Raw genomic sequence first — 25,789 nt, 5'->3', positions numbered from 1 at the left:
GATCAGTTATTAATCATTCTCGGCTGCAAATGAGCGGTAATGGCGGTAACCTGCACGGTCTGCGAGACTTGCCGGGGACCTATGAGAAATCCGGGTTAGGCTTTATTCTTTTATTGATCGAGACGCATACTGCACGTAATTCCATCCAACTCTTTAGCTATCTTTTCTGCAAGCTCATCTGTGGCCCCCTCAAAGGATAGTTTTCTTTCGAGTTGATGAAGATGAACAAGCACGCTTGTGAATTTTTCATATAAAGATGGCTCAACAAAATACTTTGCTGAAAGCAGACTGCCCTGATCTTCCAGATGAGCGGATATTTTATACCCCACCCACTGCGTATCGAAATCTCGCTTAATTTTCCGAACTGCATGAGCCACTTTATTTTTCTCAAGCAAAAAGATATTTTTTCTGCTCTCGCTTATCGCCCTATACGAGAAAAAGGCTGATACCGCTGCACCGATTGCTGAGACTGCCGCAAACAGGATCTCAAGATTCATACACCACCTTCTGGTTGAAGCCTAACAGCGAATGAGATGAACACACTCGTATAACTCCGAAGCTTTAAGCAAAGTCGGCGAGCCACAGCAACCATATCAAAAGCTTACTAACAGTCACGCTTTTTCCCACAAATTTCCGAGAACCGCTTCCCAATCAACACAGTTAGCCGCTTCCCGCTTTCACCACCAATCCCATGCAGAAGTCGTCACAATCCCGCTATACTCCGAAACCATCAATTCTTCACCCCAAGCTCAATTCCGTAAGGCCTTCAATGACCCACAAAACCAATCTGCGGATTGCCACTCTTTCTCCGGTTCGCTCGCCCATCAGTGCCAACAGCGAACACCGCGCGGCCAAGGCGTTGCAGGGTGGTTCGGGGGAAGCTCGCAGGCGTATGCTGCCGGCTTCGGATGCGCTTCTTCCTTTCGATTGGCCCTGGGCCAACGGTTACGGCACGCTGGCCCACGACAGTTTGCCGATCTTCTTCCAACCGTTTGATTGCTACGAGATTGATCATGCGGCCGCTCGGGAGCGTTCGAAGAATCTGGCTCGTATTTGTAATGACTGGAACGGCGAGATCGAGGCCTGTCAGCTGTTTTTATACGACGACACGGTGGCACTGCTGCGGCTGGATGTCATGATCCAGGTGGACGAGGCCACGCTGGCAACCCTGGTTGAATCTGGCCAGTTAGACCGCACCCTGTCGGATGCGGCAGGGGATGTTTACGGGGCGCTGATTTATCCGGCTTTTCAGACTTATTGCCGGGAGTTTTCGTCACGTTTTGGCAAGCGCAAAGTGGGCGATGAACAACAGCTTCGGGATCCGAACAAGCTGACGGTGTTTAAAGACGTTGCGTTCACCGAAGCCACCGCCCCTGCCAGCCATGTGCTCTGGACCGGGCGCAGCATTGTGGCCAGCCCGGATGAGCTGGATCAGCCTGTGGGTGAGCTGCTGCGCCAGTGGGCGTCTTACGCCGGTTCTATCGACGATCTCAAACAGGCGCGCCACTATGTGGGTTCCGGCAACATTCTGGTGGTGAGTGACCAGCCACAGGACTGCCGTGATGACTGGTTCCGGGGTTTGTCCATCTGCCAGTTCTACAACGCCATTTTGTTTATTTACGGCGCCATTCTGAAATCCAGTTATTCACAGCTCACCGATTTGCTGGGCGCGAAGCGCGCCCGTAACGGGGAGCTGAACCGGTTAATGGCGAACATTACCGTGAGTCTGGACCACCTTGAGTTCAGCCGGTTGGAGTTTAAAGAAGCCCGTGCAGGGGTGCAGGCCAACCGGGCCCGCATCGTGGAAGACACCTGTGCAGCCTGGCAGCTGGATACTCTCATCAGCAGCGCGCTGGAGCGTACCGATTTGATTCGTTCGCGCATTGCCCGGCTGCTGGAGGCGCGTAAATCTCGTGTGGATAAAACCGTTGAGCTGATTCTGGCGGGTATCGGGGGTGTGGCGCTAGTGGAGCTGTTCCTCTCGCTGACCACCGCATCCCGTAGCCTGCCCAGAGATGATTTCCCGGGCATTCTGGATGTGTTCTTGTGGTTGCCGCCCAATGGGGCCATTGCGTTATCGTCTGCCCTGCTGGTGACAATCTTCATCTATATTTATCTGGCCAAACGCTGACTCGCCACTGATAAGGTTTTAACCATGACAGACAATGCTCGTATCCGCTTTTTGGTGCTGTTCTCAATCAGCCCGGAAAAAATGGCCGAGGTGGGCGATTTTGTGGCAGGCCAGTTGTCGCGGCGGTTTGGCGGGGCCACGGTGCTGCAGTCTTCCGACCAGGCAACGCTAACCGGGTTCTGGGCGGACGATGGCCAGGAATTCAAAAACGCCTATGAGGGGGTTATCCACAAGGAGCCGGTGATCAGCCTGATGCTGTCGGTACTGCCCGAGGATGAGGAAGAAGCCTACAGCCAAATCAAGGCCACACTGGCCGAGGCGGCGAAACGCTTTGCGCTGGATTGCCGGCACGTGCATGTGGAAACCCTGCGCGCCTCGGCACGGCATTTTGACCTTCAGGCCGAGGCTTAATGCCGCCCTCCCCGCCAGCCCGATATTGTACCTAGGCCGGTGGGCTGCAATAATCCACTGTCTGTTTGCGCCAAACCTCCGGCAATGTGCGCTGTGAATACCTTTATGCACAGCACCGCCCGCATGGCGAACACATCCACTGCTAGAACATACGGTCCCGATCGCTATGCTGCTGATGATTGATAACTACGATTCCTTCACCTATAACATTGTCCAGTATCTGGCCGAGCTGGGTACCGAGGTTCAGGTGCACCGGAACGATGAGATCACCATTGAGGAAATCGAGGCGCTGAACCCGGAACGGCTGGTGATTTCTCCCGGCCCCTGCACCCCGAATGAAGCGGGTATTTCCATGGAAGCCATTCGCCATTTTGCCGGCAAGCTTCCGATTCTGGGCATTTGCCTTGGCCATCAATCCATCGGTCAGGTGTTTGGCGGCGACACCATTCGCGCGGGGCGCGTGATGCACGGCAAGGTGTCCCCCGTTTATCACAAAGACACCGGCGTATTCCGGGGCCTGAACAACCCGCTGCAAGCCACCCGTTACCACAGTTTGGTGATTGATCAGAATACCCTGCCAGACTGCCTGGAAGTGACCGCCTGGACCCGCAACGAAGACGGCTCCATCGAAGAGATCATGGGCGTTCGCCACAAGACCTTGCCGATTGAAGGCGTGCAGTTCCACCCCGAGTCGATCATGACTGAACAAGGCCACGAATTGCTGCGCAACTTCCTCAAATCATAAGAAAGGACACTCACGCATGGATATGAAACAAGCCCTCGACCGCATTGCCTCCAATCTGGATTTGTCCCGTGAGGAAATGAAGGATGTCATGCGCATCGTGATGAACGGCGAAGCCACCGATGCTCAGGTGGGTGCCTTTCTGATGGGGTTGCGCCTGAAGAGCGAAACTATTGACGAGATTACCGGTGCCACCGAAGTCATGCGGGAGCTGGTCACCAAGGTTACTATCAAGGCCGAACCACTGGTGGATATCGTGGGTACCGGCGGTGATGGTGCCAACCTGTTTAACGTGTCCTCGGCGGCGTCTTTTGTTGTCGCAGCCGCCGGCGGCTTCGTAGCCAAGCACGGTAACCGGGGCGTGTCGTCCAAGAGCGGCAGTGCGGATTTGATTGAGAAAGCCGGTGTGAATCTGAACATGTCCCCGGAAGAAGTTGCCCGTTGTGTGGAACAAATCGGCGTGGGCTTTATGTTCGCCCCGTCGCACCACGGCGCGATGAAGCATGCCATTGGCCCTCGTAAAGAATTGGGTTGCCGGACCATCTTCAACATTCTGGGCCCCATGACCAATCCGGCGGGTGTAAAGCGCCAGCTGATCGGCGTGTTCACCAAGGCCCTGTGCCGCCCCATGGCGGAAGTGATGCAGCGTTTGGGTGCCGAGCACATCATGGTGGTGCACTCGAAAGACGGGCTGGATGAAATCAGCCTGGCCACCGAGACGTATGTGGCCGAACTGAAAGACGGCAACATCACCGAATACAGCATCACCCCGGAAGATCTGGGCATCAAGAGCCAGACCCTTGTGGGCCTGACGGTGGATTCCTCGGACGAATCCCTGAAGCTCATCCGCGCCGCCTTCGGTCGTCAGCACGACGAAACCACCGAAAAAGCCCGCGACATGATTGCTCTGAACGCCGGTGCTGCTATCTATATTGCCGGCCTGGCCAACACGCCAAAAATGGGCGTAGAGATGGCTCTGGATGCCATGGGCTCTGGCCTGGCTGCGGGCAAGATGTCTGAACTTGCCGATTTCTCCCAATGTTTCTGAGGCCGCAATGACCAATAGGCACAATGACCGTACCCCCACCATTCTGCGCAAAATTGTTGACCGCAAATGGCAGGAAGTAGACGAGCGCAAACCGAAAACCTCCATCGCTGACCTCAAAGCCATGGCAGGTGACCAGCCACCGGCGCGCGGCTTCGCCCATGCTCTGCGTTCACGCATTGAACAGCAACAGGCGGCGGTGATTGCCGAGATCAAAAAGGCCTCCCCCAGCAAAGGCATTCTGCGCGACCCGTTCGAGCCGGAAGTCATTGCGGAAAGCTACGAAAAAGGTGGCGCGGCCTGTTTGTCAGTCCTCACTGACCAAGACTTCTTTCAGGGCCACGAAGACTATCTGAAAGCGGCCCGGGCGGCCTGCAGCCTGCCGGTAATCCGCAAGGATTTCATGGTCGCGCCCTATCAGGTGTACGAAAGCCGCGCTATCGGGGCCGACTGCATTCTGCTGATTGCCGCCTGCCTGACCAAAGACCAAATGCAGGAACTGGAAGGCATCGCCCACGAAATCGGGCTGGATGTGCTGGTAGAAGTGCACAACGGCGAAGAGATGGATGATGCCCTGACCCTGAGCACACCGCTGGTGGGCATCAACAACCGCAACCTGCACACCTTTGAGGTGTCGCTGGACACCACCTTCGACCTGTATCAGCGCATTGGTTCTGACCGCTTGGCCATTACCGAAAGCGGCATCATGACGCGCGCAGACGTGCAGGCGATGACCGAGCGCGGCATTTACGGCTTCCTGATTGGTGAATCGTTCATGCGTGCGCCAGACCCCGGCGAGAAGCTGCAAGAACTGTTCAGCTGATTCATCTAGCCATGGAAGTGCAATGACCCGCCCCAGCGCAGAAGCCAACGACCCGATATTGGCCGGCCCTTATTGGCCGGCCTTTTTCCGCTATGCCTTGCCCTCGGTGGCGGGGTTGTTGGCCCTGACCACCGCCAACATTGTCGATGGTATTTTCATCGGTAACTTTGCCGGGGCCGATGCCCTCGCGGCGCTGAACCTGCTGATTCCCTGGTTTACCTTGCTGTTCGGGCTGGCGTTGGCGCTGGCCATTGGCGGCACCGTGCGCGCTGGCCGCTATCTGGGTGAAGGCAACCGGGCTGCGGCCTCCGCGATCTTCAGCAAATGCCTGATGGCCACCTTGGCACTGGCGTTGTCCGGCGCGCTGCTCGGCCTGCTGTTCCATGAGCCCATCTACCGCTTGTTGGGTGCCTCGCCCGCTATCTTCCCCCTGATGTCCGAGTACTTTCTGGTGATCATCTGGGTGATGGTGCTGCAGCTGTTCACCATGGTGCTCTATTACTTTGTGCGGGTAGACGGATTCCCCGGGCTGGCCACCACGGCACTGGTGCTGGGCGCTGCCGCTAACATTGTGCTGGACGCCCTGTTGGTGGGTTATCTGGATTACGGCCTGCGCGGTGCCGCCATCGCTACGGGGCTGGCCCAGTTGCTGCAGTTTGCGGTGCTGGCGCTGTATTTCTACAAACCGGCACGCAAGCTGGTGTTCCGGCTACGGCAACACAACTGGCGCGAAGTGGCCAAGGCCTTCGCCAACGGTGTGTCTGAGTGGATCAACGAGATGTCGGTGGGCCTGGTGATGCTGCTGATCAACTGGCTGTTGATGACCTCTCAGGGTTTGGCGGGCGTAGCCGCATTCACCGTGGTGAATTACCTGATCTTCCTCAGCCTGATGGTGTTTTACGGCATTTCAGACGCCATGCACGTGTTGATCAGCCACAATCTGGGGGCCGGTAACGCCGAGCGCATCCGCCGGTTCATGGGCTGCGGGGCCACGGTGATTCTGACCTTGGCGCTGACGCTGGTGGGTACGGTCTGGCTATTCGGCAATGACGTGGTTCGGCTGTTTCTCGATACCTCGGCGGACCCGGCCACGGCGCAGCTGGCAGACCAGTATCTCGCCATTCTCTGGCCGCTGTTTCTGGTGAACGGCATTAACGTACTGCTGTCGGTGTACCTCACCGCCACCCACCAACCCCTGCCTTCTGCAATGGTGGCCTTCTCGCGGAGCCTGGTGTTACCGGCTCTGCTGCTGGTGGGTATTGCCCGCTTTGCACCGGACTGGCCACTGTTACTGGCGCTGCCGATGGCCGAGTGGCTGACCTTCGGCCTCGCGCTGGCACTGTTCATTCGCTTTCGGCCACAGCGTTTGGTCACATCCGGCACGGCCTAGTGCCAAATGTAAAAGATGTAAATACATTTCAATTGCGCATAATTCTCATTTAGATTGACTCCAAATTCTGACTTTGGAGTTCGACATGGGACCGTCCGCCCGCGCGATTGCCGAACAGGCAAGCTTTCAGGCTTTTCTTCATGGTTACCTGCAGGAAATTGACCCCGGCCAGTGGCGTGAACACACGGTTTTAACGGGGCCATCCGGCCAGTGGACTTGCGAACTGTCGCTTGAGAGCCAGCGTTCCCGCCTCGCCATCGAGATCGTCTATCGTTCTGATCTTGGCCGGCATCGCTACGGCAAAGTACAACAGTGGCTGAATGGCCGTTATAGCTGGGCCGAGATTGAACCCTTTCAGGCCATGTGCCTGCTGGTGCGGGAACTCTATGCCCGTTCGGCCGGCATGGTGCCGGAGCTGCGCAAGCTGCGGGAACTGGAGCTGCTGCATCGGCTGACCGACAGCTACGGGGTGATGACCCGCTACGTAGCCAAACGCCGGCACGACCCGCGCCTTCATCAGAACTGTTTTCTTGAGGCCGAGCAATCGTTGCTGTTCGGCCATGCCAGCCACCCCACCCCGAAAAGCCGTCAGGGCATGCCGGAATGGCAGCAAGACGCCTACGCGCCGGAGCTGGCGAACCGCTTTCAGTTGCATTACTTCATGGTGCACCAATCCTGCGTGGAACAAGATTCGGCAACCGCTTTGCCCGCCAGCACCATGGCGGAGTGCCTGATCAGAGGCGGGCACCCCACATTAAACCTGCCAGAAGACCATGTTCTGATACCGGCCCACCCGCTGCAGGCCCAGTGGTTATTGCTGCAACCTGCGGTGCAAAGCGCGATTCAGGATGGGGCCATTCACCCCCTAGGGGCGCTGGGGCCGGAATTCTCCGCAACCTCGTCCGTGCGCACGTTGTACAGCGAGCAAGCAGACTGGATGCTGAAGTTCTCGATTCCGGTGAAAGTCACCAACTCATTGCGGGTTAACAAGGTGCCGGAGTTACGGGCCGGCGTGGTGATGGCGCGCTTGATTCAACGAACCGGCTTTGCGGAGAGCGAGCCAGCGTTCCGCATTCTGCAAGACCCAGCCTACCTAACGGTCAAACTGCCCGGGCAGGCTGAAAGCGGGTTTGAAATGATTTTTCGGGAGAATCCCTTCCCCGAGGGCGAAGATCACGGCGTGATCAGCCTTGCCGCGCTGACGCAGGACCCACTGCCCGGGCGTAATTCTCGGTTGCTGAGCCTGATTGAAGGTGTCGCGCTGAATGAAAACCGCAGCCTGGCCTCGGTCAGTCAGGACTGGTTCCAGCACTACCTGGCCTGCGCCATTGCGCCCGCGTTGCGGCTTTACGACGAACACGGCATTGCGCTGGAAGCCCATCAGCAAAACAGCCTTCTGGACATTCGCGGCGGCTACCCGCACCGCTATTACTACCGGGACAATCAAGGCTATTACCTGTCGGAAAGCCGGCGAGAATCGCTGACCGCCCTGTGCCCGGATGTGCTCGATACCCCGGAGCTGTTCTATCGGGACGCGATGATCCGGGACCGTTTCTGCTACTACCTGATCGTGAATCAGCTGTTTTCGGTGATTGCCCGCTTTGGTGTGGACGGACTGGTTTCAGAAGCCGTTTTGCTGCGCCAGCTGCGCTGCTTTTTGCAGTCGGAACTGGCGCGTCTGGATGGCCCGGCCCGCCCGCTGGTTGCCATGCTGCTGGAAGACAGCTGCCTGCCCTACAAAGGCAACCTGTTGACCCGTGTACACGATGTTGACGAGCTGAACGCCGAACTGGAAATGGCGGTGTATACCAGCATTCCCAACCCCCTGTGCCGCCGCGTGCAATCCCTGCTACCCAGCCAGATCCGTAAACAAGCCGTTGAGGTGCATCATGGCGCTGCGTAATCCGGTGGCCGAGCCGGCTCTGGCGACTGCACTTTCGGAAACCCCGCAGCAACGGGTGCTCCGGCAACTGCTGGAAGCCTTGCTGTTTGAAGGCCTTGTGCCCTGCTACAAAACCGATTCCCGCAGCGAAGGCTGGCAGTGGCTGAGCTTTCCCGTGGGCACCTTGCAGGCCCGCTGCCGGGGCCGTGTACGGGGCTTCAGCCGCGTTCGTTTAGACATAGAAACGCTGAGTTTTAGCCGCAACAAACGCACGTTGTCCGTGGACTTGCCAGCGCTTATTCAGGAGTTACCCGGTTCCCGCTCACGGCAGCAGCTACTGCTTAACGAACTGACCGCTACCATCACCAATGAAGAACAGCTGCGAAACAGCCATCAAACCCGCACGCTGAACAATCGGCGCTCGCTGCACGGCGAAGCCTTGGACCGTGCGATTCATGAAGGGCACCCCTACCACCCGTGTTTCAAAAGCCGGCTGGGGTTCGGGGCCGACGACTTGATGCGCTACAGCCCGGAAACCAGCAACGGGTTTCGGTTGCACTGGGCGGCCATACCTCGCCGATACCTTTCCAGCCATTTACCCGCTTCAGATCTAACCTTCTGGCAGGCCGAGCTGGGCGAGGAGACCGCCTTTCTGCTGCGCGCGGCGTTTCATCGGGTTGGCATTGATTGGCAAGACTATGGCGCACTGCCGGTACATCCCTGGCAATGGCGACACATCAACACCGGGCCGCTGGCTGCACAGCTTGAGCGTTTCGACATCCGCGATCTCGGGCCATTGGGCGACCGCTACCAGCCTAGCCAATCCCTGCGTTCGCTGTTCAACATGACCCGCCCGAACAAGGCTTGCATCAAGCTGCCACTGGGTATTCACAACACCTCTTCGCGCCGGCATCTGGAGCCGCATTCGGTGCCGTCCGCACCCGCCATCAGCCACTGGCTGGAAGCGATTGTTGAATCAGACCCATGGCTCTCGCGGGATTACCCGCTGCGGCTGTTGCCGGAATACGCCAGCCTGAGCTTTATAGCAAAGCCCGGCACACTGCCCGGGCAACACCCGCTTGAAGGTGAGCTGGCCGCCATCTGGCGCACCAATCTCAGCGCCCGGCTGAACGAGAGCGAACAGGCGGTGCCGCTGAATGCGCTGTTTCAATGGCAGCCAGACGGCCAGCCGTTCATCCAGCCATGGGTGCAGCGTTACGGCCTTGAACCTTGGCTGAACGCCGCCCTCGCGACCCTGATTCTGCCGGTCTGGCACATGCTGGCCGCCCACGGCGTTGGCCTGGAAGCCCACGCTCAAAACAGCCTGCTGATCATGCGCGAAGGCTGGCCCAACGCGCTCTTACTGAGGGATTTTCACGACAGCGTGGAGTACGCCATGGGCTATCTCGCATCCGGTACGCCTGAACCGGATCTGGGCGAAGCGCAAACACAGTACGATCAGGCACCGGACGATCTCTATTACCGGATGACCGGCCCCGAAGCTCTACGGGAGCTGGCCGTGGACACTCTGTTTATCTACAACCTGAGCGAACTGGCGCTGCTGCTGGAAGACGCTTACGGGTTTTCTGAAACCCGGTTCTGGGCATGCGTGCGCAAGCTGCTGGACCAATACACCCAACACCACCCGGAGCTTCAGCACCGACTGGCGCAGCTCGGCTGGAACCAGCCAAGACTGAAAACCGAATCGTTACTGACCCAAAAACTGCAACCGGACCCCGGCAGTCTCAGCCATTGGGTACCCAACCCCCTGGCCATCAACCCGACCGGCTCCTCCGTGCCATTCACAGATCACCAGCAAGCGAGGTTATCGTGACCACTGCTTTTCCTTTGTTTTACGTTGATAACACCCCATACAGCCAGGACGATTGCGACCGCATTGTGGCGCCATTGGCCGACTCCGGGCCGTTCCAAAACCCTGCCACCTGTCGCCTGGCGGTGTGCTTGCAAGATACCGCACACTGGCTGGCCCTGTGCCTTTGGCTGAAACCGCTGGGAGCCAGTGTCTTGCCCATTCATCCCGGCACGCCCCGGCAGGCAGCAAAAACGCTGGCCATCGACACCGGCTGCAGCCATTTGCTGTTCGGTGACAACCTGCGCGATGCGGCCCCGGAGGCTCTTGAAACACCCGAAAATCCGGGCCAGGCCGCGGGTGGCGAGTTGATTCAACTCAGCTCTGGCACCACCGGTAAGCCCAAGACCATCACCCGATCATGGCGGGATATTGACCGGGAGCTCACGGCCTACGTTGACCACTTCACCGAAGCCCAGCCACTCACGCCGGTGGTGGCCTGCCCGGTCACCCATTCCTACGGTTTGATCTGCGGCGTGTTGGCGGCACTGGAACGGGGGGCCACGCCGCATGTGGTGACCAACCTGAACCCGAGGTTCATATTGTCCCGGCTGCGGTCGGTGCCGGAACATCTGCTTTATGCTTCGCCCACATTGGTCAGTCTGTTGATCCGGATACTGCCGCCAAGCGAGACGCTGCATACCGTGATGCTGTCCGGCGCGCCTTTGCCTGCCCCGGTATTGAATCAGCTTCGGGACCGCTGCCAACGGTTATGCCAACAGTACGGTTGTTCAGAAGCCGGCTGTGTTGCCCTCACCGCCAACGTGACCGAGCCCGGTTTGCTAGGCACACCCCTGCCCCACGTATCGCTGGATGCAGGCACCTCCGCAGCGCAACCCGATGACGTAATGATCACCATCAAAGGCAGCGGTCAGCACATTAATACCCGGGATCTGGGCTATTTCGATGCCCATGGCCAACTGCACTTTCTGGCGCGCACCGACGACACCATCAATGTGGCGGGGATCAACGTATACCCCGGCGCGGTGGAAGACGTATACCTGAGCTATCCGGGCATAAGGGAAGCGGTGGCCTATAAGCAAGCCGACAGCTTTGCCGGTGAGCGGGTGTGCCTGCGTTTCGTGGCCGATGCCGAACTGGATATCGATCATCTGAAACAGTGGAGCCGTGAACACCTGTCGCCTCATCAGGTGCCCGCCTTCATCGAGCAGGTCGAAACCATTCCACGACTGCCCAACGGCAAGGTCAGCCGACGGCTATTGAGCGAAGCGCCCGCCCATACGCTTGCTGAGGAGGTGCCCGCATGAGCACCAAGCGCCATGCCGCCATTAAGGCGGTTCTCCAGCAGCACTTACCCAACGCCCGACTGTCGGCGTTCGATGGCAGTGCCCGCTTGAATGCCGATCTGGCCATCGATTCTATCATGTTGCTGCAACTGATCGTGCATCTGGAGCTGGAACACGGCCTGAACCTTCCGGAAGAAACCTTGCTGACGCAGGAACTTGAAACCGTGGACGATCTGGCCCGGCTGCTGGTCGCCAACGACCACAAGGAGCCGTCACTGTGATCAAGGTGCACTGTTTCGTCAGTTGCGTGTGCGAAATCATCAAACGCACACCCGGGGTGGACCACCGCCCGTTCTACTTCGGGGTTTGGGATGCCGATTTTTCGGTGAATGATGAAATGGAGCTGTCGTATCACTCGCCCCACACCCGGCATAACGAGTTCCGCGATTGGTACAAGCTGCTGTATGGCATCAGCATCGAACCGTGGTACGACCACGACGCCGATAAGGAAACCAACATCCAAACCCTGGTGTCGCTGGTGGAAAACCGGCCCTCGGACCGGCAGGTGATGGTGATGCTCGACTTGTACCGTCTGCCTGAACGGGAAAACAAGTTTCACCAAAACCCGTTCCCGCACTACGTGATGCTGGAAACCACCGACAACCCCGATGAATGGTTCATGTCTGACCCGGATTTCCGCTGGGAAGGTGTAATACCCAAAGCCCGGATTCTGGAATCCGTGCGTTCCCCGGCCGCTGCGGGCGGTTTCTATTTCGATGGTTTGAACATACGCCATACGCCGGCAGAAACCGTGGCCGCCTACTTCGCGCAATGCATGAAGACCGACCACAACCCGTTCACCGATGCTCTGCGGCGCATTCTTCGTGCCCATACTGGCCCCGATGCCCGCCAGCCGCTGGCGCACCTGCCCCATGCCTTCCGGGAAATTCCGGTGATGGCGATTCGCAAGTACGCCTATGAACACGCTTTCGCCTGGCTGCTGGAAGATCAGGGCAAACAAGCGGAAGGGGCGCCCTGGTTTGAAGCGATCTGTGAAGACATCGAACGGCTGGTGAAAACCTACACCCAGATCCAGTTCAGGGCCCTGAAGCTGTTGATGTCCGGCAATAACGACCTGCTGGCAAGCGTCGAGCAGTTACTGGATGAACAGGATGAGCGGGAGTTTGCCATCAAGGCCAGCCTGCTCGCCCTGTTCAACGAGTGGCAGCGATATCGCGACATCGGGGTTCCGCACGCCCATACCGAACAAGCCCCTTTGGAGGTGCTGCCATGATTCGTTTTCACCTGTGTACCATTTCGTTCCGGCACCATCTGGTGTCCTTACCCGAGCTGGCCGACTGGGCCAAACACAACGGTTTTGACGGCATTGAACTCTGGGCCGTGCACGCTCGCCATCTGGCCCGGCAACCGGCCCTGGATGGCCACTGGATAGAGCGCCAAGGGCTGCGTATTCCGATGGTCAGCGATTATCTGCCGCTGGATGGCAGCGAAACCGAAGCACTTCGTAAAACCCGGGAGGCTTGTCAGCTGGCAAAGCGCTGGCACGCAAACAAGGTGCGCACCTTTGCCGGGCCCTTAGGCAGTGACAAGGTTTCGCCCAGCCAGCGGCAGGCTATGACACGGCGGCTGCAAACGCTGACCCAGTGCGTGGCTGAAGAAGGTCTTTCTTTAATGTTGGAAACTCACCCGGGCACCCTGGCCGACACCGTGGGCTCCACCCTCGAACTGTTAAGCGACATTGATCACACGGCCTTGGGGATCAATTTTGACGTTCTGCACGTTTGGGAATCCGGTGCCGACCCGCTGGCCGCGCTGAAACAGCTGGCGCCCTGGGTACACCATTGCCACTTCAAGAACATTCAACAACACAACCAGCTTGGTGTGTTTGCGCCCGCTAACGTGTATTCGCCGGCGGGTACGCGTGAGGGCATGGTGCCGGTCTTGGAGGGTGCCTGTGACTACCGGCCAGTACTGGCAGAGCTGGGGGCGTGGCAATCAGAGGGTATCGATCTGGACGTGTCTCTGGAATGGTTCGGTTCAGACAGCTACCGGGTACTGAACAGCGATCTCCGCCAGCTACGCAGGGTGCTGGCAGAGCAGTGCACTCAAACTCAAGCGGTTTCGGGCTTCCACTGAACCTCGGCCACCTCATCGCCGGCAAAGCGGATAAGGTGGGACGCCACCACCTGCCCCAGTTCTTCCAACTCTTCCGCAGTCGGAGCCTGGCATTCCAGAGCCAGCGCTCCATTGAGAGTGCTCAACCTGCATTCTCCGATGGAGAAGGTGAGCAACCCGTTGGTTTCGCTCCATTCCGCTTCGATCTTGTGGCTGAAGTGTTTGCACAAGCGGTTAATCAAACGGCTGGGGTTAGCGGTGGATACTTGGGCGTTCATAAACGGCATAACAATCTCCTTGAGTTCAGCGAACACTGGCGGGCAACGGGCGGTCCGCCAGCACAATGGGTTGACCCTGCGAGCAGCGCTCAATACGGGCTTCAATGCCGTAGGTGTGCGCCAGCAACTCCGGCGTTAACACCTGTTCTGGCGCGCCGAGCACAGCTTGGCCACCGGGCGATAACACCAGAACCTGATCGCAATAGCGCAGGGCCAGGTTGAGGTCATGGCAAGCCACCAGAGCAACCGACTTAGCTTCGGTGGTGGCATCGCGCACGGCGTTCAAAACGTTCAGTTGCCAGTGCAAATCCAGCGCGCTGGTGGGTTCATCCAGCAGCATCAGCGGGGTCTGGCGAACCAAGACTTGAGCCAGCCCCACCATTTGCCGCTGACCACCGGACATTTCCGACAAACGCCGCAAGGCGAGCTGGCGAATGCCCAGCGTGTCAAACACGTTTTCAATAGCCTGCTCGGTCTGTTCACGACTCCAGTCACCCCGAGCGGAACGGCAGGCGCTGAACACGGTTTCGTAGGCCACCAAAGGAATGGCCTGAGGCAAGGGCTGAGGCAGATAACCGATGCGGCGGGTGCGCTGGTACGAGGTCAACGCCGCCAGGTTTTCTCCGGCAAAGGTCATGTCACCGGAAATTGGCAGCAACCCGGCGATGGATTTCAGCAGAGTGGATTTACCCACCGCGTTTGGACCGATCACCGCCACCAAAGCACCTGCTGGTATTTCCGGCAGCGACAGGTTGTTAAACACGGCCCGGTTTCGGTAGCCGGCGGTTACGGATTGCAATTTCAATGTCACAACGCGACCCTCCGGCTGCGGCCAATAATCAGCAGAATGAACAGGGGAATACCCACCAGCGCAGTCACTATGCCCACCGGCAGCACCACACCCGGCACCAGCATTTTGCTGGCGATGGAAGACAACGACAGCAACACCGCCCCGGCCAGCGCACTGCCCGGAAGCAGGAAGCGGTGATCTTCGCCCAGCATCAACCGGGCAATGTGCGGGGCCACCAAGCCGATGAAACCGATTTCGCCGACAAAACACATGGCTGCGGCGGTCAACAGGCTGACCCGCATGAGCACGGTCAGACGCAGCCGTTCAACGCGAATACCCAAACTGCGCGCCTGCTCTTCTCCACTGCGTAGAAGGGTCATAGCCCAAGCATTGCGCAGTGAAAACGGCACACAGACCGCCAGCACAAGCGCAACAATCAAGACTTTATCCATGCTCGCCCGAGCCAGACTGCCCATGGTCCAGAACACGATCTGCTGGACCGATTCGGCATCTGCAACAAACTGAATCAACCCCACCACGGCGTTAATACCAAACAGCAGAGCAATGCCGAACAACACTACTGCATGCACCGAGGCGCCCAGAGAGCGCGACAGAATCAGAATCAACAGCGATGCCACGGCCGCAAACACAAATGCCGACAACGGCAACAAAATATGGGCCGCCAGCCCAAGAAAGGAAATATTGAAGGCAATCACCAGCGACGCACCAAGCGTAGCCGCCGCGCCCACACCTAAGGTGAACGGGCTGGCCAGCGGGTTGTTCAGCACGGTTTGCATCTCGGCCCCGGCGAGGCCCAAGCAAGCGCCCACCACCACGGCCATCAGGGCATAGGGCAAACGGATGTCTTCAATGATGACCCGGGTGCCGGCATCAAGACTGTCCGGGTTCAGCAAACCGTGGATCACATCGCCCAGGCCCAGCATGGACGGCCCGCTGGCGATGTCCACCAGCAAGGCGATCACAGCGGTTACCGCCAGAGCCGCCAGACACAACACCCGGCGCAAGACAAAACGGCGGTATTGGGTGGCCAATGAGGTTCCCGGGACTGAGTTATCCACAGCGCTGTTTGACGAGGGGAACGCCGCACTCATTCGGGCGCCTCCTCAGTACTGATCCAATAAACCCCATCCAACCCGACCGGCTGAAATCGCTGGTAGAATTCCGCCAGCGTCGCCTCCGGATTCAGATCGGCAAAGGCATTCGGGTGAAACCATCGGGCCAGCGCCTGAACCGCAACCACGTTCATGGGGGTGTTGTAGAAGTGGTGCCAGATGGCCATGGCCCGGCCTTCACGAATGGGCTTTACCGCACGTAACCCGGGCCGGTTGGTGGCCTGCGTCAGTGACGCTCGGGCCATGTCTGCGTCGATACCGGCACCAAGCATCACGTAGCTGTAGTTCGCATCCGAGCGGGCGTACTTACGGGAGCCGATGGCCGTGGCCACATAGTAATCCGGCGGGTTGCTGATCAGGTATTCGAGGTTCAGCACACCACTGACACCCGGCACCTTGCCCTTAGCAATGTTGCGCGCGCCAGCGGCTTGGAGGAAATGCCCCATCATGCCTTCGACCATGGTTTCACAGCAGCTGTCGTGAAGGCCCAACCGGCTGTGCAGGAATACCGTGGGCTTGTTTGGCTCCGGAATCTGCTCAATCACGTCGGTCACCTTCATCAGCTGTTGGCGGTAGAACTGGTTGAAGGTTTTGGCCTGCGCTTGCCGGCCTAAGACTTCGCCCAACAGAGCCATGCTTTTCGGCGTGTTCACCAGCGGGTTCTGCCGGAAATCAATGAACACCACGGCGATGCCTGCCCGTTGCAGCTGGTCGATCAACTGGCCGTTATGAGCGCCGGGGCCGTGGCCTTCCAGACTGAAGATGGCGAGATCGGCTCCCATGGCCAGCACGCTTTCCAAACTGAAACTGTCGGCGGAGGTGTGGCCGACACGCGGCACATCCGCCAGCTCAGGGAAAGCTTCCAGATACTGGGCGTACCCGCCCGGATCGGTCATCTCGAAATCGGGCAGCATGCCGGCCAAACGGTCCGGCAAGGCCTCACCCTCCAAAATAGCGAGGGCCGGAATGTAGCGACTTTCGCCCAGCACAATGCGGTTGACCTCATCGGGAAGCTCAACCGAACGGCCGGCCAGATCGGTAACCGTGCGGGCCGCCAACGAAACGTCGGCCCACAAACAGAAAAGGCCGCCCAAAAGGGCGGCTAGAACTCGGGTGCGTAACATCAGCGGCCTCAGAAACGCATGGCCAAGCCGAGGCGGATATCACGGCCCGGTGCGGGTAATCCAACCACTCCTTCGTAGCCGGCAAGATGCTCATAATCGGCGTTGCTGGCGTGGTCGAGGTACTGGTTGTCGCCCACATTCTTGACTGCCAGAGTCAGACGCAGATCTTCGTTGCCGGTAGGTAGCCAGTTCACGAACAGGTCGTGCACGCCGTAGCCCGGTTTGTCGATGGTGCCCACTGAGGTTTCCAGGTTATCAATGCCCTGCACAAACTGGCCCTGCCAGCCAAACTCGAGATTGCGATTCCAGCGGTAAGCCAGATCGGCCACCCAAGTGTCACCGATGGTGTTGCCGAGCAGGTTATGTTCGTAAACGGTCAGTGGCTGGCCATCCACTTCGGCATCGTTACTGTGGAAGCTCAAGCCTGCGCTCAGAGCGTTCCACTGATAGCCCGCGGAGATGCGGTAGCCGTCGGATTCCAGATCACCGATGTTCTCGTAAATGGCCGGTCCGAACAATGCGTCCGCGATGGCATCTTTAACCTCGGAACGGTACACCTCCGCTGACAGGCTGAAGTTCTGATAGACGTAATCGAAGCCGACTTCCGTGTTCTTCGCCTTCTCGCCTTTCAAATCCGGGTCGTTCTGGCCGCGATCAATCTTGAAGGCATCATGGGGCATGGGGCCACGGAAGGCTTCTGCGTAGCCGGCTTTCAAAGTCAGGCCATCCAGCACGTGCCAAGCGAGGCTGGCGTTGGGGCTGACGGCATCTTCACTGAACTTTTGGTCGTTGTTATCGCGCAGGTTGTAGTCGTCGTAACGGGCACCGGTGCTGAGCAGCAGTTGCTGGGTGAGCCACAGATCCGCCTGCAGATACACGCCGAGCACATCGCCGGTTTCCTCTTCAGCACGCTTATCGGTTTCGCCGCCGGCATTGACCTTGTCTTCCCGGTAATCAACGCCGTAGGTCAGGCTGTGATCGCCGAGTTTGCTGGTATTGCGCAGGTCACCACCGATGCTGCGGCTGAAGCCGTAGTAGCGCCCCCAACGATCTTCTACGTTCTGCTCTACTTCTGATTCAGTCTGATACAAGGTGAATTCAGCATCCAGCCAGGGATTCCCTTCCGGCGCGACCGCGTAGTTCAATGTAGTGGTGTCCCGGCGGCCGTCCAGGTCGTAGAGTTTGTTAAAACCGCTCACAACCCACTGCGGACGCTGCGGGCGCTCGCCTTCATCGGTGCGCACTTCGTGGCTGAGGCGCAGGGTTTGGCCGTTGCCAAAATGCCCCACCAATTTCGCCATGCCCATTTGCTGGCGAGCATCGGTGCCCGGGACTTCATCGCCGTTGCCATCTTCATAGCGCTCGTGGTCGCTCTGGCTGACCGACACCAAGGTGCTCCACTGGTCGTTCAGGCGTCCGAAAATCGTGGTGTTCACGCTGTAGCCTTTGGTGTTCGAGAAAGAGCCTAATTTCACCAATGCGCCTACGTCTTCGCCCTCACGCAACAGATCTTCGGGATCTTTGGTCACGAAGCGAATGGCACCGCCCAGCGCGCCCGCGCCCGCCGTGGCTTTACCGGCACCCGTGTCTACTTCGACACGCTTCAGCAGATCCGGATCTACGGCGATACGCCCCGTGTGGTGGAACAACACGCCAGCCTGCGTAGCCCCGTCCACACTCACGTTCAACAACGGATCTTCAAAACCACGCACGTAGACTTTCTGGGCCACACCCACTGAACCACCGACACTCACTTCCGGTTCGCCGGCGAACACATCTTCAAGATCGTCGGCCTGATACCGCTCAAGAGCTTGTGCGTCTACCACTGTGTCTGCGTCTGCCACGCGCTCAGCGGTGACCTGAATAGGATCCAGTGTGACGGGCTCAGCGTGAGCCAGCGGCGCGGCTAATAAAGCCAGCCAGAGAGCACTGCGGCGAAATTGTTTGGGCTGTGCAACCGGGGTTGAAACTGCCATAACGACCATACTCCATTATGATAACCATTCGTATTTGGCATGCATTCTCGATAACTTGTGTCGCTAAGGGAACCGGTTTTACATTTGTTACATCTTTACCGTGAGCCAATGCCGTAAGCTGACTTACAGGAAGCAATAGCCTTTGCCGTGAACCGTTTGCAGCCGATCGCCAGCCACGCCGGCTTCTATCAGCTTGCGGCGAATGCGGCTCAGGTGCATATCCAGACTGCGGTCGTATCGGCTGAACTCTTTTTCGAGCACCACTTGATAGAGGTAGGGTTTGCTCAGGGGTTCTCGTTGGTGCAGCACCAAGATCCAGAGCAAACGAAACTGAATGGGGGTCAGGCTGACCGGGCGCTGCTGGTAAAGCACCTGCATGGTTTGGCGGTCTAACTGCAGTTCGCCCACGGAGAGGATGGGTGGTTCGGCGCGGTGATCGAGAGCACCCCGAGTGCGCCGCAGCAGAGCTTCAATTCTCAGAAACAATTCCGTGAAATTGAACGGTTTGGGCAAACAGTCGTCTGCGCCCTGTTGATAACCTCGAATGCGCTCGTCTTCAGAGCCATCGTTGGTCAGCATCATGACCGGTGTCTGGCAGGTTTTGCGAAGCCTTTGCAGCACTTCAAAGCCATTCATGATGGGCAGAAGCACATCCAGCAGGATCATATCCAGCCGCTGCCCCAGTGCAGCCACCAACGCGTGATCGCCTTGATGGCTTTGCAGCACGGAATACCCACGGGAGGTCAGCTGGGTAGCCAGCTGTTCACTCAAGTGAGGGTCGTCTTCAGCGATCAGAATCTTCGGGGTGTTGTTGGCAGGCGCAGCCATTATTGATATCCAATATTAAATGATAATGAATATCATACGCAGCAAGTACACCTGCCTCAAGTGTCGTAATTATTCGCCCGTTTCGGACAGGGCCTCTTGCAGCAAGGCCAACAGGTGGGGCGGCAGATTACCCGCCAGCTGCAGCGCAGCCTCATGACCCCTCGGGGTCATTTTGGCCCAGGTGCGACGCACAATGGTGAGCCATTTCTCTTTGTCGTAATCCGGATTTTCTTCGTAGAACTGCGCGAAGTAACGCTCCAGAAACACGATGCAAGCCACGTCTTCCAGTAGCTGGGTGTCCGGGTCATTGCGCAATTCCCGCTTGGTAAGGATGGTTTCTACCCGCTCGCATTCATCCTGTGGATAACCACACTCGGCCATGATTTCTGCCGCGCGCCGACCGTGCATCCGCCCGCAGGCCTGACGCCACTGGTAGTAATTCTTCCGGCCTTCCCCGAAATCACTTCTCGGGATGGTCCAGCGCTCAATGTGCTGGGCGCGACAGGCAATCTGCATCCGCTCGGAAGGCTCTGCCTCCAGCGCAAACAACCAACGCGTCATGTGCAGGCTATAGGCGTATTCCTTGGGCAGGCTCTCGCCTTCAACCTGTTCCCTGTTGGGATCGGCCCGATTCGCCCGATCAATGGCCTCGAGGGCCAGCGTCAGTTTGGTGTTTTGCGTCATGTCAGTTCCTTGTAGCAAGCGGATGCAGCCGCTGATCACTTATGCCTGCGAAGATGGCCGCGCCTTGATGCGGTCGTACCAGGCTTGCAGGTTGGTTTGTTCCGGCTTGGGGCGAATATTCACCACACGAGCAAAAGCAACGGTGGTAAAGGCGTTGATGTCGGCCGCGGTAAATTTATCGCAGCAGATGTACTCTTTGCCTTCGAGGTGCTTGTTCAGGAAGTGCATGAACTTTTCCACACCCAGCCCGCACTCTTCACCCCATTCCTTGATCGGGTTCATGCGATCTTTGAAGTACCCAGTGGTGTGCTGAAAGCACATGCCGGTGGGCATGAAGAAGTACAGTTCAATCCAACGTAGCCACTGCTCCACCTGAGCTTTTTCCAGCGCCGTTTCACCCAGCAGCTTCGGCGTGTCGGGATAACTTTCTTCGAAGTAGCGACAGATGGCCATGGTTTCTGCCAAGCAGCTGCCGTCGTCCAGTTCCATCACCGGGACTTTTTTCATCGGGTTCCGCGCTTTGAATTCCGGTGTCAGGTTTTCACCTTTTTCGATGTCTACCTGGACGAACTCAGCCTTATCCAGCAGGCCTTTTTCAGCCATAAAGATACGAACGCGACGCGGGTTCGGTGCACTTTTTGTTTCGAAGATTTTCATGTTGTTGTTACCTTCGGTTTAGGGGTTTTCGATATCCGACTTGAAGGCCTTGATGGTGTCACCGGACTGCGTTTTCAGCAACAATTCTCCGTGACGACCAATATGGCCGGAAACCACTTCAGACATCAGGGTCAGGAACTTGCGCTCCTGATTCATCAAAGAATCGTGGCACGCCATCATGGTGCTGCCCATCTGACCGAACGTCAGGTTCTCTCCGGTCAGAGAATAGCTGCCCATGTAGCGGTTACAAGAAGCGCGGCCACTGATACGGTTTTCATCATGGAAACGGATGGTCATCATGGAACGATCAATGATGCCGTCGCCGGCCAGATCATCCACGACCCATTCTGCGCCCTGGAATAGCCGCTCGCGGTCGCCACCACACCCTTCGAACGTATTGCCATCCACCGTCAGCCGTACTTGCGCCGGATACTGGGCACCGGACATGGGGTTTTCACACAGCTGATGCGCCACTGACACTTCTATTTCGCGCTCATCGACCTTGCCTTCGTAAACACGCCCGTGACGGTTAGCAACGCTCTCACGCAACCACACGCCTTCCAAAACCTCGCCATCGTAGGGCAAGGTCAGGTCCATTCGGTTGTTTTCGATTTCAGCCGACCAGTTAGGCTCTGTGCCCATGGCCTTAAACGAGGATTCTATTGCGCCCGGCTCCAGGCACTCGGGCAAGGCATTACCTTTCAGAGTGAACGTGGCACGCTCGCCTTTAGCCCAGAATCGAGTCTGGGTGTCGCCCGGCGCAACGTATAGTGCGCCTTCATCGGTCGGAGACGGTTTCAGCAGCACACGTCGGTTCAGGTATTCGATGCCAAGAAGCCCGCTTTCTTCCACTCCGGCCACCTTCAGGTCTAACTGGCCACACTGATAAACCCCGTAGTCCGATAAACTTTTCACTTCGGGTTTAGTGGCACACGCTGATACCGCTATACCTGCCGCAACGACGGCAGAAACAGAAAGGGCGCGACGTAACAACATAAAGACATCCTCTGGCATGACAGACTGTAGCAAGCTAGTTTAGTGATTCCCGCGGTTTTTCACCATGGCCATCGTGTCAGTTGGCTGGCAGGCCAACTTCCGCAGTTGCCTTTCCTGCCATGGGAATTGGCTCAAAGTACGGGTAATCTTGGCCAAACATTTTACGGAAGCGTTCTCATGGCTATTAAACTCTATCAGTTTTGCATTTCTCATTACGCCGAAAAGATACGCTGGGCGCTGGATTACAAAGGCATCAACTATCAGACGGTGAATTTGCTGCCCGGCCAGCACGTTAAAACCATCAAGCAGTTGACCAAAGCCGAATCGTCGGTGCCGGTACTGGATCACAACGGGCACATTGTTCAAGGCTCGTCCGCTATTCTGGACTACCTTGATGAAACCTTCCCGGAACGGCCCCTGACGCCCGAATCCCCGAAAGCTCGGCAAGAGGCGTTGGCTTGGGAGAAGAAGCTGGACAACCTGGCCGGCCCGGCCATTCGCACCTGGATCTACCATTACTTCCTGCAGCGCCCGAAGGTGGTGATCCCGCTTCTGGCTGCCGGCACTCCGTTTTATAACAAGATCATGCTCAGCCTGGCCTTCAGCCGGGTTGATGACATCATGCGCAAGTGGATGAAGATCAATCAAACCACCGCGGATGCCTCCCAGCAGACTCTTGAAGCCCTGCTCACCGAGTTGGCCGAGGTGTATGGCAAACAGCCCTACCTTGCCGGCGATCAATTCTCCCGCGCGGACCTGACCGCTGGTGCCTTGCTGGCACCGTTGTTCCAGCCGGAGCAGTACCCGGTGCCCTGGCCTAAGCCCGCGAAAATTCCAAAGCCGGTTCAGGCAGTTTTGGCCGAGTGGCAGGACATCGTGGCACCCGTTGAAGAGATGTACCGTAACAACCGATAACCGCAGGGCCTGTCGCAAAGCGCCACTCACAATGACGCTATAGGACATCGGAAATATCCGAGTGCATGCCATGATAAAGCCTGAACAATAACCAGCATGGGTTTTGTTATGGCTCTGATCGATATGATGCACTCGGTGCTTGAAAACAGCGGACTGCTCGCGCTTTGGGAGACGCTGGCCCCTTGGCTGGCCCTGGATGAGCGGCAACTGATTTTTGTGATCGCCACCCCGGTCTTTATTGCCGTAGCGGTTTGGGAATATCTGAAAATCCGCCACGATCCTAAGCTGATGGATGTTCCCGAAGCGATCCGCAATTTCATGTTAGGCGCGGGTTATCAAACCACTGAGCTGCTGTTTGCCGGGATTATTGCCTTTCCGGTGTATGCGCTGTGTTACCACTATCGCCTGTTCGACATCGAGCTGAACGCCCTTACGGCGGTACTGACCTTCATCGGCGTGGACTTCTGTTACTACTGGATGCATCGTTCCAGCCACCGCATTCGCTGGTTCTGGGCCGCCCATGTGGTTCACCACTCATCCGAACGCCTGAACTTTTCCACTGCCATGCGCCAGAGCGCGACCAATATTTTCAACGGCAACTGGGCGTTCTACCTGCCCATGGCCTTGCTGGGCTTTAATCCGGTGTGGATCGGCGTGGCCTACGCGCTGTCGCTGGTGTATCAGTTTTTTATCCACACCACCTTGATCCATCGCCTGCCGGAAGCCGTGGAATTTGTGTTCAACACGCCCAGCCATCACCGTGCCCACCACGGGCGAAACCGACAGTACATTGATCGTAACTATGGTGGGGTGCTGATCATTTGGGATCGTCTGTTCAACAGTTTCGTGCCCGAAAGTGACGATCTGCCGCCGACTTACGGTATTCCCCGCCAAGTACATTCGAACAATCTGCTGGTACTGTGGACTCACGAATATGTGGATATGTTCCGCGACATGGCCAAACCCGGCAGTCTAAGCTCTCGTTTAAAACATTTGTGGAAACCGCCGGAGTGGCAACGCCCGGTTGCACAGGAACCGGCTAACGCTTATGAACCAACACACTCTGAACCTGACCACCGCTGACGGCCACCGGATTACCGGCACTCTGTTCCAGCCTGAAGCGCCCCTTGCTTGCCTGGTGATCAGCCATGGTATGGCCGAGCACGGCAACCGCTATGCCGGGCTTGCGCAGTGGCTGGGGGAACATCAGATCGCAGTGATCAGCTACCATCATCGGGGCCACGGCCCCGATTGTGCCCCAAGCGATCTGGGCCACTATGCCGACCATCAGGGTTGGGCCAAAGTAATTGGCGATCTTGGCTTGGTCGTCAACCATGCCCGAGCCACCTTCCCTAACCTGCCGCTGAGCGTGCTGGGCCATAGCATGGGCTCTTTCATTGCCCAAAGTTATGCGCAGCAACAGGGTTCTTCGATTGATGCTCTGATACTGAGTGCCTCCAACCGCATCAACAAAGCGGAGCTGATACCCTCGCGGTCACTGATCGGGCTGATCAAGCTGGTTCGCGGCAAACGCCACCAAAGCAAGCTGATTGCCAACCTGACCTTTGGCAAGTTCAACCGCATGTTCCGACCCAACCGGACCGACTGCGACTGGCTAAGCCGGGATGAACAGCAAGTGGATCAATACCTGGCCGATCCGCTGTGCGGATTCGAATGCAGCACCGGGCTGTGGCATGATTTCCTCGGCGGCATGCTCACCATCAACCCGATGGTATGGCGCAAAGATTTACCGGTGCATCTGTTTTCCGGCAGCGAAGACCCCGTGGGTGAAATGGGCAAAGGTATCCGCCAGCATTTTCAAACGATCCGCGAAGCCGGCATTCAGAAGGTGACCTTCCGGCTGTTCGATGGCGGCCGCCACGAGATGCTGAACGAACTCAACGCCGAGGATGTATGGCAACACCTGCTAACGTGTATTCCTACCGCTCAACCTGCGTGCGCCGAGCCTTTGTCGGCCTGATCACGGCCTGCTTGTTTTTGGCCGCCGGGCAGGCCCGGGCCGAGCAAGCCACGGTGGCCGTGGCCGCTAACTTTACCGGCACTATGACGAAGCTGATTTCGCTCTTCGAGCAGCAAACCGGGCATCAGGTTCAAGCCAGTTATGGCTCTACCGGCAAGCTCTACGCCCAGATCCGGCACGGCGCGCCCTACGATGTCTTCCTGGCTGCCGATGCTGAGCGCCCTCGCCTGTTGGCCGAACACAGCGTGGCCGTCGCCGGTTCACAGTTCCCCTACGCAGAGGGTCGGCTGGTGCTCTGGAGTCGCAATCCGGATCTATTCCGCGATGGCCTGCAGTATCTGCAGGGCGAGCCCGAACGCTTGGCGATCGGCAACCCCAAAACCGCGCCCTACGGCATCGCCGCCATCGAAGTGCTCGAGAATCTGGGGCTTGCCGATTCACTCAAGCCGAAACTGGTGAGTGGTGATTCTATTGCTCAGACGTTTCAGTTTGTCGCCACCGGCAATGCGCACGCCGGCTTTGTGGCTCAAGCTCAGGTGCGAGCCTGGAAGGGAAACAAAGACTCGGCGTGGCTGGTGCCAAAAACACTGCATCAACCCCTTAGCCAACACGCCATTTTGTTGAACCGCGGAGCGAACAACGCTGCGGCTCAGGCTTGGCTGGAGTTTCTGAAAGGTGCTAAAGCACAGGCGATCATTCGTGAAGACGGGTACGATACCCCGTAACAGTCCACCCCATGAACTGGCGGAG

26 protein-coding genes are annotated in these 25,789 nt (G+C 57.8%); 16 read left to right on the top strand and 10 right to left on the bottom strand.

The features are described 5' to 3' along the window. Positions 1-110 precede the first annotated feature (110 nt). Positions 111-497 carry a hypothetical protein gene (locus DOQ08_RS15970; RefSeq protein WP_165823666.1) on the bottom strand — a complete coding sequence of 129 codons (387 nt, stop codon included), beginning with the start codon at positions 495-497 and terminating at the stop codon, positions 111-113. A gap of 272 nt (positions 498-769) precedes the next feature. On the opposite strand from DOQ08_RS15970, the gene DOQ08_RS13475 reads away from it, so the two are divergent. The 12 genes from DOQ08_RS13475 (at position 770) to DOQ08_RS13420 (ending at position 13,698) form a co-directional block, all read left to right on the top strand. Next, positions 770-2,131, top strand: coding sequence for a hypothetical protein (locus DOQ08_RS13475; protein ID WP_114335465.1), 1,362 nt, complete (start codon positions 770-772; stop codon positions 2,129-2,131). Positions 2,132-2,155: 24 nt separating this feature from the next. Beyond that, entirely contained in the window at positions 2,156-2,542 is a 387-nt protein-coding gene (locus tag DOQ08_RS13470; RefSeq protein ID WP_114335464.1) for a hypothetical protein, read from the top strand. Between the two features lie 166 nt (positions 2,543-2,708). Beyond that, on the top strand, positions 2,709-3,287 hold the full coding sequence (locus DOQ08_RS13465; protein ID WP_114335463.1) for an aminodeoxychorismate/anthranilate synthase component II: 579 nt from the start codon (positions 2,709-2,711) through the stop codon (positions 3,285-3,287). Positions 3,288-3,303: 16 nt separating this feature from the next. Then, positions 3,304-4,332, top strand: a complete 1,029-nt coding sequence (trpD, locus tag DOQ08_RS13460) for an anthranilate phosphoribosyltransferase (RefSeq protein WP_114335462.1) — start codon at positions 3,304-3,306, stop codon at positions 4,330-4,332. A 7-nt stretch (positions 4,333-4,339) separates the two neighbouring features. Continuing rightward, on the top strand, positions 4,340-5,152 hold the full coding sequence (trpC, locus tag DOQ08_RS13455; protein WP_114335461.1) for an indole-3-glycerol phosphate synthase TrpC: 813 nt from the start codon (positions 4,340-4,342) through the stop codon (positions 5,150-5,152). A gap of 22 nt (positions 5,153-5,174) precedes the next feature. Beyond that, positions 5,175-6,542 (top strand): MATE family efflux transporter, encoded by a 1,368-nt coding sequence (locus DOQ08_RS13450; protein ID WP_114335460.1) that lies wholly within the window; start codon positions 5,175-5,177, stop codon positions 6,540-6,542. A gap of 85 nt (positions 6,543-6,627) precedes the next feature. Beyond that, positions 6,628-8,445, top strand: coding sequence for an IucA/IucC family protein (locus DOQ08_RS13445; RefSeq protein WP_114335459.1), 1,818 nt, complete (start codon positions 6,628-6,630; stop codon positions 8,443-8,445). Next, positions 8,432-10,258 (top strand): IucA/IucC family protein, encoded by a 1,827-nt coding sequence (locus DOQ08_RS13440; RefSeq protein WP_114335458.1) that lies wholly within the window; start codon positions 8,432-8,434, stop codon positions 10,256-10,258. Before DOQ08_RS13445 ends, DOQ08_RS13440 begins: the two co-directional genes overlap by 14 nt. Next, positions 10,255-11,562, top strand: a complete 1,308-nt coding sequence (locus DOQ08_RS13435; protein ID WP_114335457.1) for an AMP-binding protein — start codon at positions 10,255-10,257, stop codon at positions 11,560-11,562. Before DOQ08_RS13440 ends, DOQ08_RS13435 begins: the two co-directional genes overlap by 4 nt. Continuing rightward, positions 11,559-11,822, top strand: coding sequence for a phosphopantetheine-binding protein (locus DOQ08_RS13430; protein WP_114335456.1), 264 nt, complete (start codon positions 11,559-11,561; stop codon positions 11,820-11,822). Before DOQ08_RS13435 ends, DOQ08_RS13430 begins: the two co-directional genes overlap by 4 nt. Beyond that, positions 11,819-12,835: a DUF6005 family protein gene (locus tag DOQ08_RS13425; RefSeq protein ID WP_114335455.1), complete on the top strand. Its 1,017-nt coding sequence runs from the start codon at positions 11,819-11,821 to the stop codon at positions 12,833-12,835. Before DOQ08_RS13430 ends, DOQ08_RS13425 begins: the two co-directional genes overlap by 4 nt. Beyond that, complete coding sequence (locus tag DOQ08_RS13420) at positions 12,832-13,698, top strand: sugar phosphate isomerase/epimerase family protein (protein WP_114335454.1); 867 nt, start codon at positions 12,832-12,834, stop codon at positions 13,696-13,698. Before DOQ08_RS13425 ends, DOQ08_RS13420 begins: the two co-directional genes overlap by 4 nt. On the opposite strand, the gene DOQ08_RS13415 is transcribed toward DOQ08_RS13420, so the two are convergent. From DOQ08_RS13415 to DOQ08_RS13375, 9 genes are all read right to left on the bottom strand, one after another. Continuing rightward, on the bottom strand, positions 13,674-13,964 hold the full coding sequence (locus DOQ08_RS13415; protein ID WP_114335453.1) for a DUF2218 domain-containing protein: 291 nt from the start codon (positions 13,962-13,964) through the stop codon (positions 13,674-13,676). The genes DOQ08_RS13420 and DOQ08_RS13415 overlap by 25 nt on opposite strands. 16 nt (positions 13,965-13,980) lie before the next feature. Then, positions 13,981-14,766: an ABC transporter ATP-binding protein gene (locus tag DOQ08_RS13410; protein ID WP_114335452.1), complete on the bottom strand. Its 786-nt coding sequence runs from the start codon at positions 14,764-14,766 to the stop codon at positions 13,981-13,983. Continuing rightward, positions 14,763-15,857 (bottom strand): FecCD family ABC transporter permease, encoded by a 1,095-nt coding sequence (locus tag DOQ08_RS13405; protein WP_114335451.1) that lies wholly within the window; start codon positions 15,855-15,857, stop codon positions 14,763-14,765. The genes DOQ08_RS13410 and DOQ08_RS13405 overlap by 4 nt, the downstream gene beginning before the upstream one ends. Beyond that, positions 15,854-17,002 (bottom strand): ABC transporter substrate-binding protein, encoded by a 1,149-nt coding sequence (locus DOQ08_RS13400; RefSeq protein WP_114335450.1) that lies wholly within the window; start codon positions 17,000-17,002, stop codon positions 15,854-15,856. The genes DOQ08_RS13405 and DOQ08_RS13400 overlap by 4 nt, the downstream gene beginning before the upstream one ends. Before the next feature lie 8 nt (positions 17,003-17,010). Beyond that, complete coding sequence (locus DOQ08_RS13395; protein WP_114335449.1) at positions 17,011-18,978, bottom strand: TonB-dependent receptor domain-containing protein; 1,968 nt, start codon at positions 18,976-18,978, stop codon at positions 17,011-17,013. 123 nt (positions 18,979-19,101) lie between these two features. Then, entirely contained in the window at positions 19,102-19,806 is a 705-nt protein-coding gene (locus DOQ08_RS13390) for a response regulator transcription factor (protein WP_114335448.1), read from the bottom strand. A gap of 69 nt (positions 19,807-19,875) precedes the next feature. After that, on the bottom strand, positions 19,876-20,490 hold the full coding sequence (locus DOQ08_RS13385; protein ID WP_114335447.1) for a DUF4202 domain-containing protein: 615 nt from the start codon (positions 20,488-20,490) through the stop codon (positions 19,876-19,878). Between the two features lie 39 nt (positions 20,491-20,529). Further along, a complete protein-coding gene (locus DOQ08_RS13380) occupies positions 20,530-21,147 on the bottom strand; it encodes a glutathione S-transferase family protein (protein WP_114335446.1) in 618 nt (205 codons plus the stop codon). Positions 21,148-21,165: 18 nt separating this feature from the next. Continuing rightward, positions 21,166-22,143, bottom strand: a complete 978-nt coding sequence (locus tag DOQ08_RS13375) for an META domain-containing protein (protein WP_114335445.1) — start codon at positions 22,141-22,143, stop codon at positions 21,166-21,168. A 177-nt stretch (positions 22,144-22,320) separates the two neighbouring features. On the opposite strand from DOQ08_RS13375, the gene DOQ08_RS13370 reads away from it, so the two are divergent. The 4 genes from DOQ08_RS13370 to modA all read left to right on the top strand — a co-directional run bounded on the left by DOQ08_RS13370 (position 22,321) and on the right by modA (position 25,764). After that, positions 22,321-23,058, top strand: a complete 738-nt coding sequence (locus DOQ08_RS13370) for a glutathione S-transferase family protein (protein ID WP_114335444.1) — start codon at positions 22,321-22,323, stop codon at positions 23,056-23,058. Between the two features lie 108 nt (positions 23,059-23,166). Continuing rightward, positions 23,167-24,141 carry a sterol desaturase family protein gene (locus DOQ08_RS13365; RefSeq protein ID WP_114335517.1) on the top strand — a complete coding sequence of 325 codons (975 nt, stop codon included), beginning with the start codon at positions 23,167-23,169 and terminating at the stop codon, positions 24,139-24,141. Continuing rightward, positions 24,107-25,039, top strand: coding sequence for an alpha/beta hydrolase (locus DOQ08_RS13360; protein WP_114335443.1), 933 nt, complete (start codon positions 24,107-24,109; stop codon positions 25,037-25,039). The genes DOQ08_RS13365 and DOQ08_RS13360 overlap by 35 nt, the downstream gene beginning before the upstream one ends. After that, complete coding sequence (gene modA, locus DOQ08_RS13355) at positions 24,973-25,764, top strand: molybdate ABC transporter substrate-binding protein (protein WP_114335442.1); 792 nt, start codon at positions 24,973-24,975, stop codon at positions 25,762-25,764. The genes DOQ08_RS13360 and modA overlap by 67 nt, the downstream gene beginning before the upstream one ends. Positions 25,765-25,789: the final 25 nt, after the last annotated feature.

Origin of the sequence: Marinobacter litoralis (assembly GCF_003336705.1) — a bacterium.
GTDB lineage: Bacteria > Pseudomonadota > Gammaproteobacteria > Pseudomonadales > Oleiphilaceae > Marinobacter > Marinobacter litoralis.
The sequence above is the reverse complement of the archived record's forward strand: the minus strand, read 5'-3'. Positions and strand labels throughout refer to the sequence as shown.

Bases quoted from the DNA above. Each gene is read 5' to 3' on its own strand.
- DOQ08_RS15970 (WP_165823666.1), bottom strand. From the start codon at position 497: ATGAATCTTGAGATCCTGTTTGCGGCAGTCTCAGCAATCGGTGCAGCG.
- DOQ08_RS13370 (WP_114335444.1), top strand. From the start codon at position 22,321: ATGGCTATTAAACTCTATCAGTTTTGCATTTCTCATTACGCCGAAAAG.
- DOQ08_RS13385 (WP_114335447.1), bottom strand. From the start codon at position 20,490: ATGACGCAAAACACCAAACTGACGCTGGCCCTCGAGGCCATTGATCGG.
- DOQ08_RS13440 (WP_114335458.1), top strand. From the start codon at position 8,432: ATGGCGCTGCGTAATCCGGTGGCCGAGCCGGCTCTGGCGACTGCACTT.
- DOQ08_RS13475 (WP_114335465.1), top strand. From the start codon at position 770: ATGACCCACAAAACCAATCTGCGGATTGCCACTCTTTCTCCGGTTCGC.
- trpD (WP_114335462.1), top strand. From the start codon at position 3,304: ATGGATATGAAACAAGCCCTCGACCGCATTGCCTCCAATCTGGATTTG.
- DOQ08_RS13465 (WP_114335463.1), top strand. From the start codon at position 2,709: ATGCTGCTGATGATTGATAACTACGATTCCTTCACCTATAACATTGTC.
- DOQ08_RS13365 (WP_114335517.1), top strand. From the start codon at position 23,167: ATGGCTCTGATCGATATGATGCACTCGGTGCTTGAAAACAGCGGACTG.
- DOQ08_RS13420 (WP_114335454.1), top strand. From the start codon at position 12,832: ATGATTCGTTTTCACCTGTGTACCATTTCGTTCCGGCACCATCTGGTG.
- DOQ08_RS13390 (WP_114335448.1), bottom strand. From the start codon at position 19,806: ATGGCTGCGCCTGCCAACAACACCCCGAAGATTCTGATCGCTGAAGAC.
- DOQ08_RS13375 (WP_114335445.1), bottom strand. From the start codon at position 22,143: ATGTTGTTACGTCGCGCCCTTTCTGTTTCTGCCGTCGTTGCGGCAGGT.
- DOQ08_RS13430 (WP_114335456.1), top strand. From the start codon at position 11,559: ATGAGCACCAAGCGCCATGCCGCCATTAAGGCGGTTCTCCAGCAGCAC.
- DOQ08_RS13470 (WP_114335464.1), top strand. From the start codon at position 2,156: ATGACAGACAATGCTCGTATCCGCTTTTTGGTGCTGTTCTCAATCAGC.
- DOQ08_RS13415 (WP_114335453.1), bottom strand. From the start codon at position 13,964: ATGCCGTTTATGAACGCCCAAGTATCCACCGCTAACCCCAGCCGTTTG.
- DOQ08_RS13380 (WP_114335446.1), bottom strand. From the start codon at position 21,147: ATGAAAATCTTCGAAACAAAAAGTGCACCGAACCCGCGTCGCGTTCGT.
- modA (WP_114335442.1), top strand. From the start codon at position 24,973: ATGGCAACACCTGCTAACGTGTATTCCTACCGCTCAACCTGCGTGCGC.
- DOQ08_RS13395 (WP_114335449.1), bottom strand. From the start codon at position 18,978: ATGGCAGTTTCAACCCCGGTTGCACAGCCCAAACAATTTCGCCGCAGT.
- trpC (WP_114335461.1), top strand. From the start codon at position 4,340: ATGACCAATAGGCACAATGACCGTACCCCCACCATTCTGCGCAAAATT.
- DOQ08_RS13445 (WP_114335459.1), top strand. From the start codon at position 6,628: ATGGGACCGTCCGCCCGCGCGATTGCCGAACAGGCAAGCTTTCAGGCT.
- DOQ08_RS13400 (WP_114335450.1), bottom strand. From the start codon at position 17,002: ATGTTACGCACCCGAGTTCTAGCCGCCCTTTTGGGCGGCCTTTTCTGT.
- DOQ08_RS13450 (WP_114335460.1), top strand. From the start codon at position 5,175: ATGACCCGCCCCAGCGCAGAAGCCAACGACCCGATATTGGCCGGCCCT.
- DOQ08_RS13360 (WP_114335443.1), top strand. From the start codon at position 24,107: ATGAACCAACACACTCTGAACCTGACCACCGCTGACGGCCACCGGATT.
- DOQ08_RS13405 (WP_114335451.1), bottom strand. From the start codon at position 15,857: ATGAGTGCGGCGTTCCCCTCGTCAAACAGCGCTGTGGATAACTCAGTC.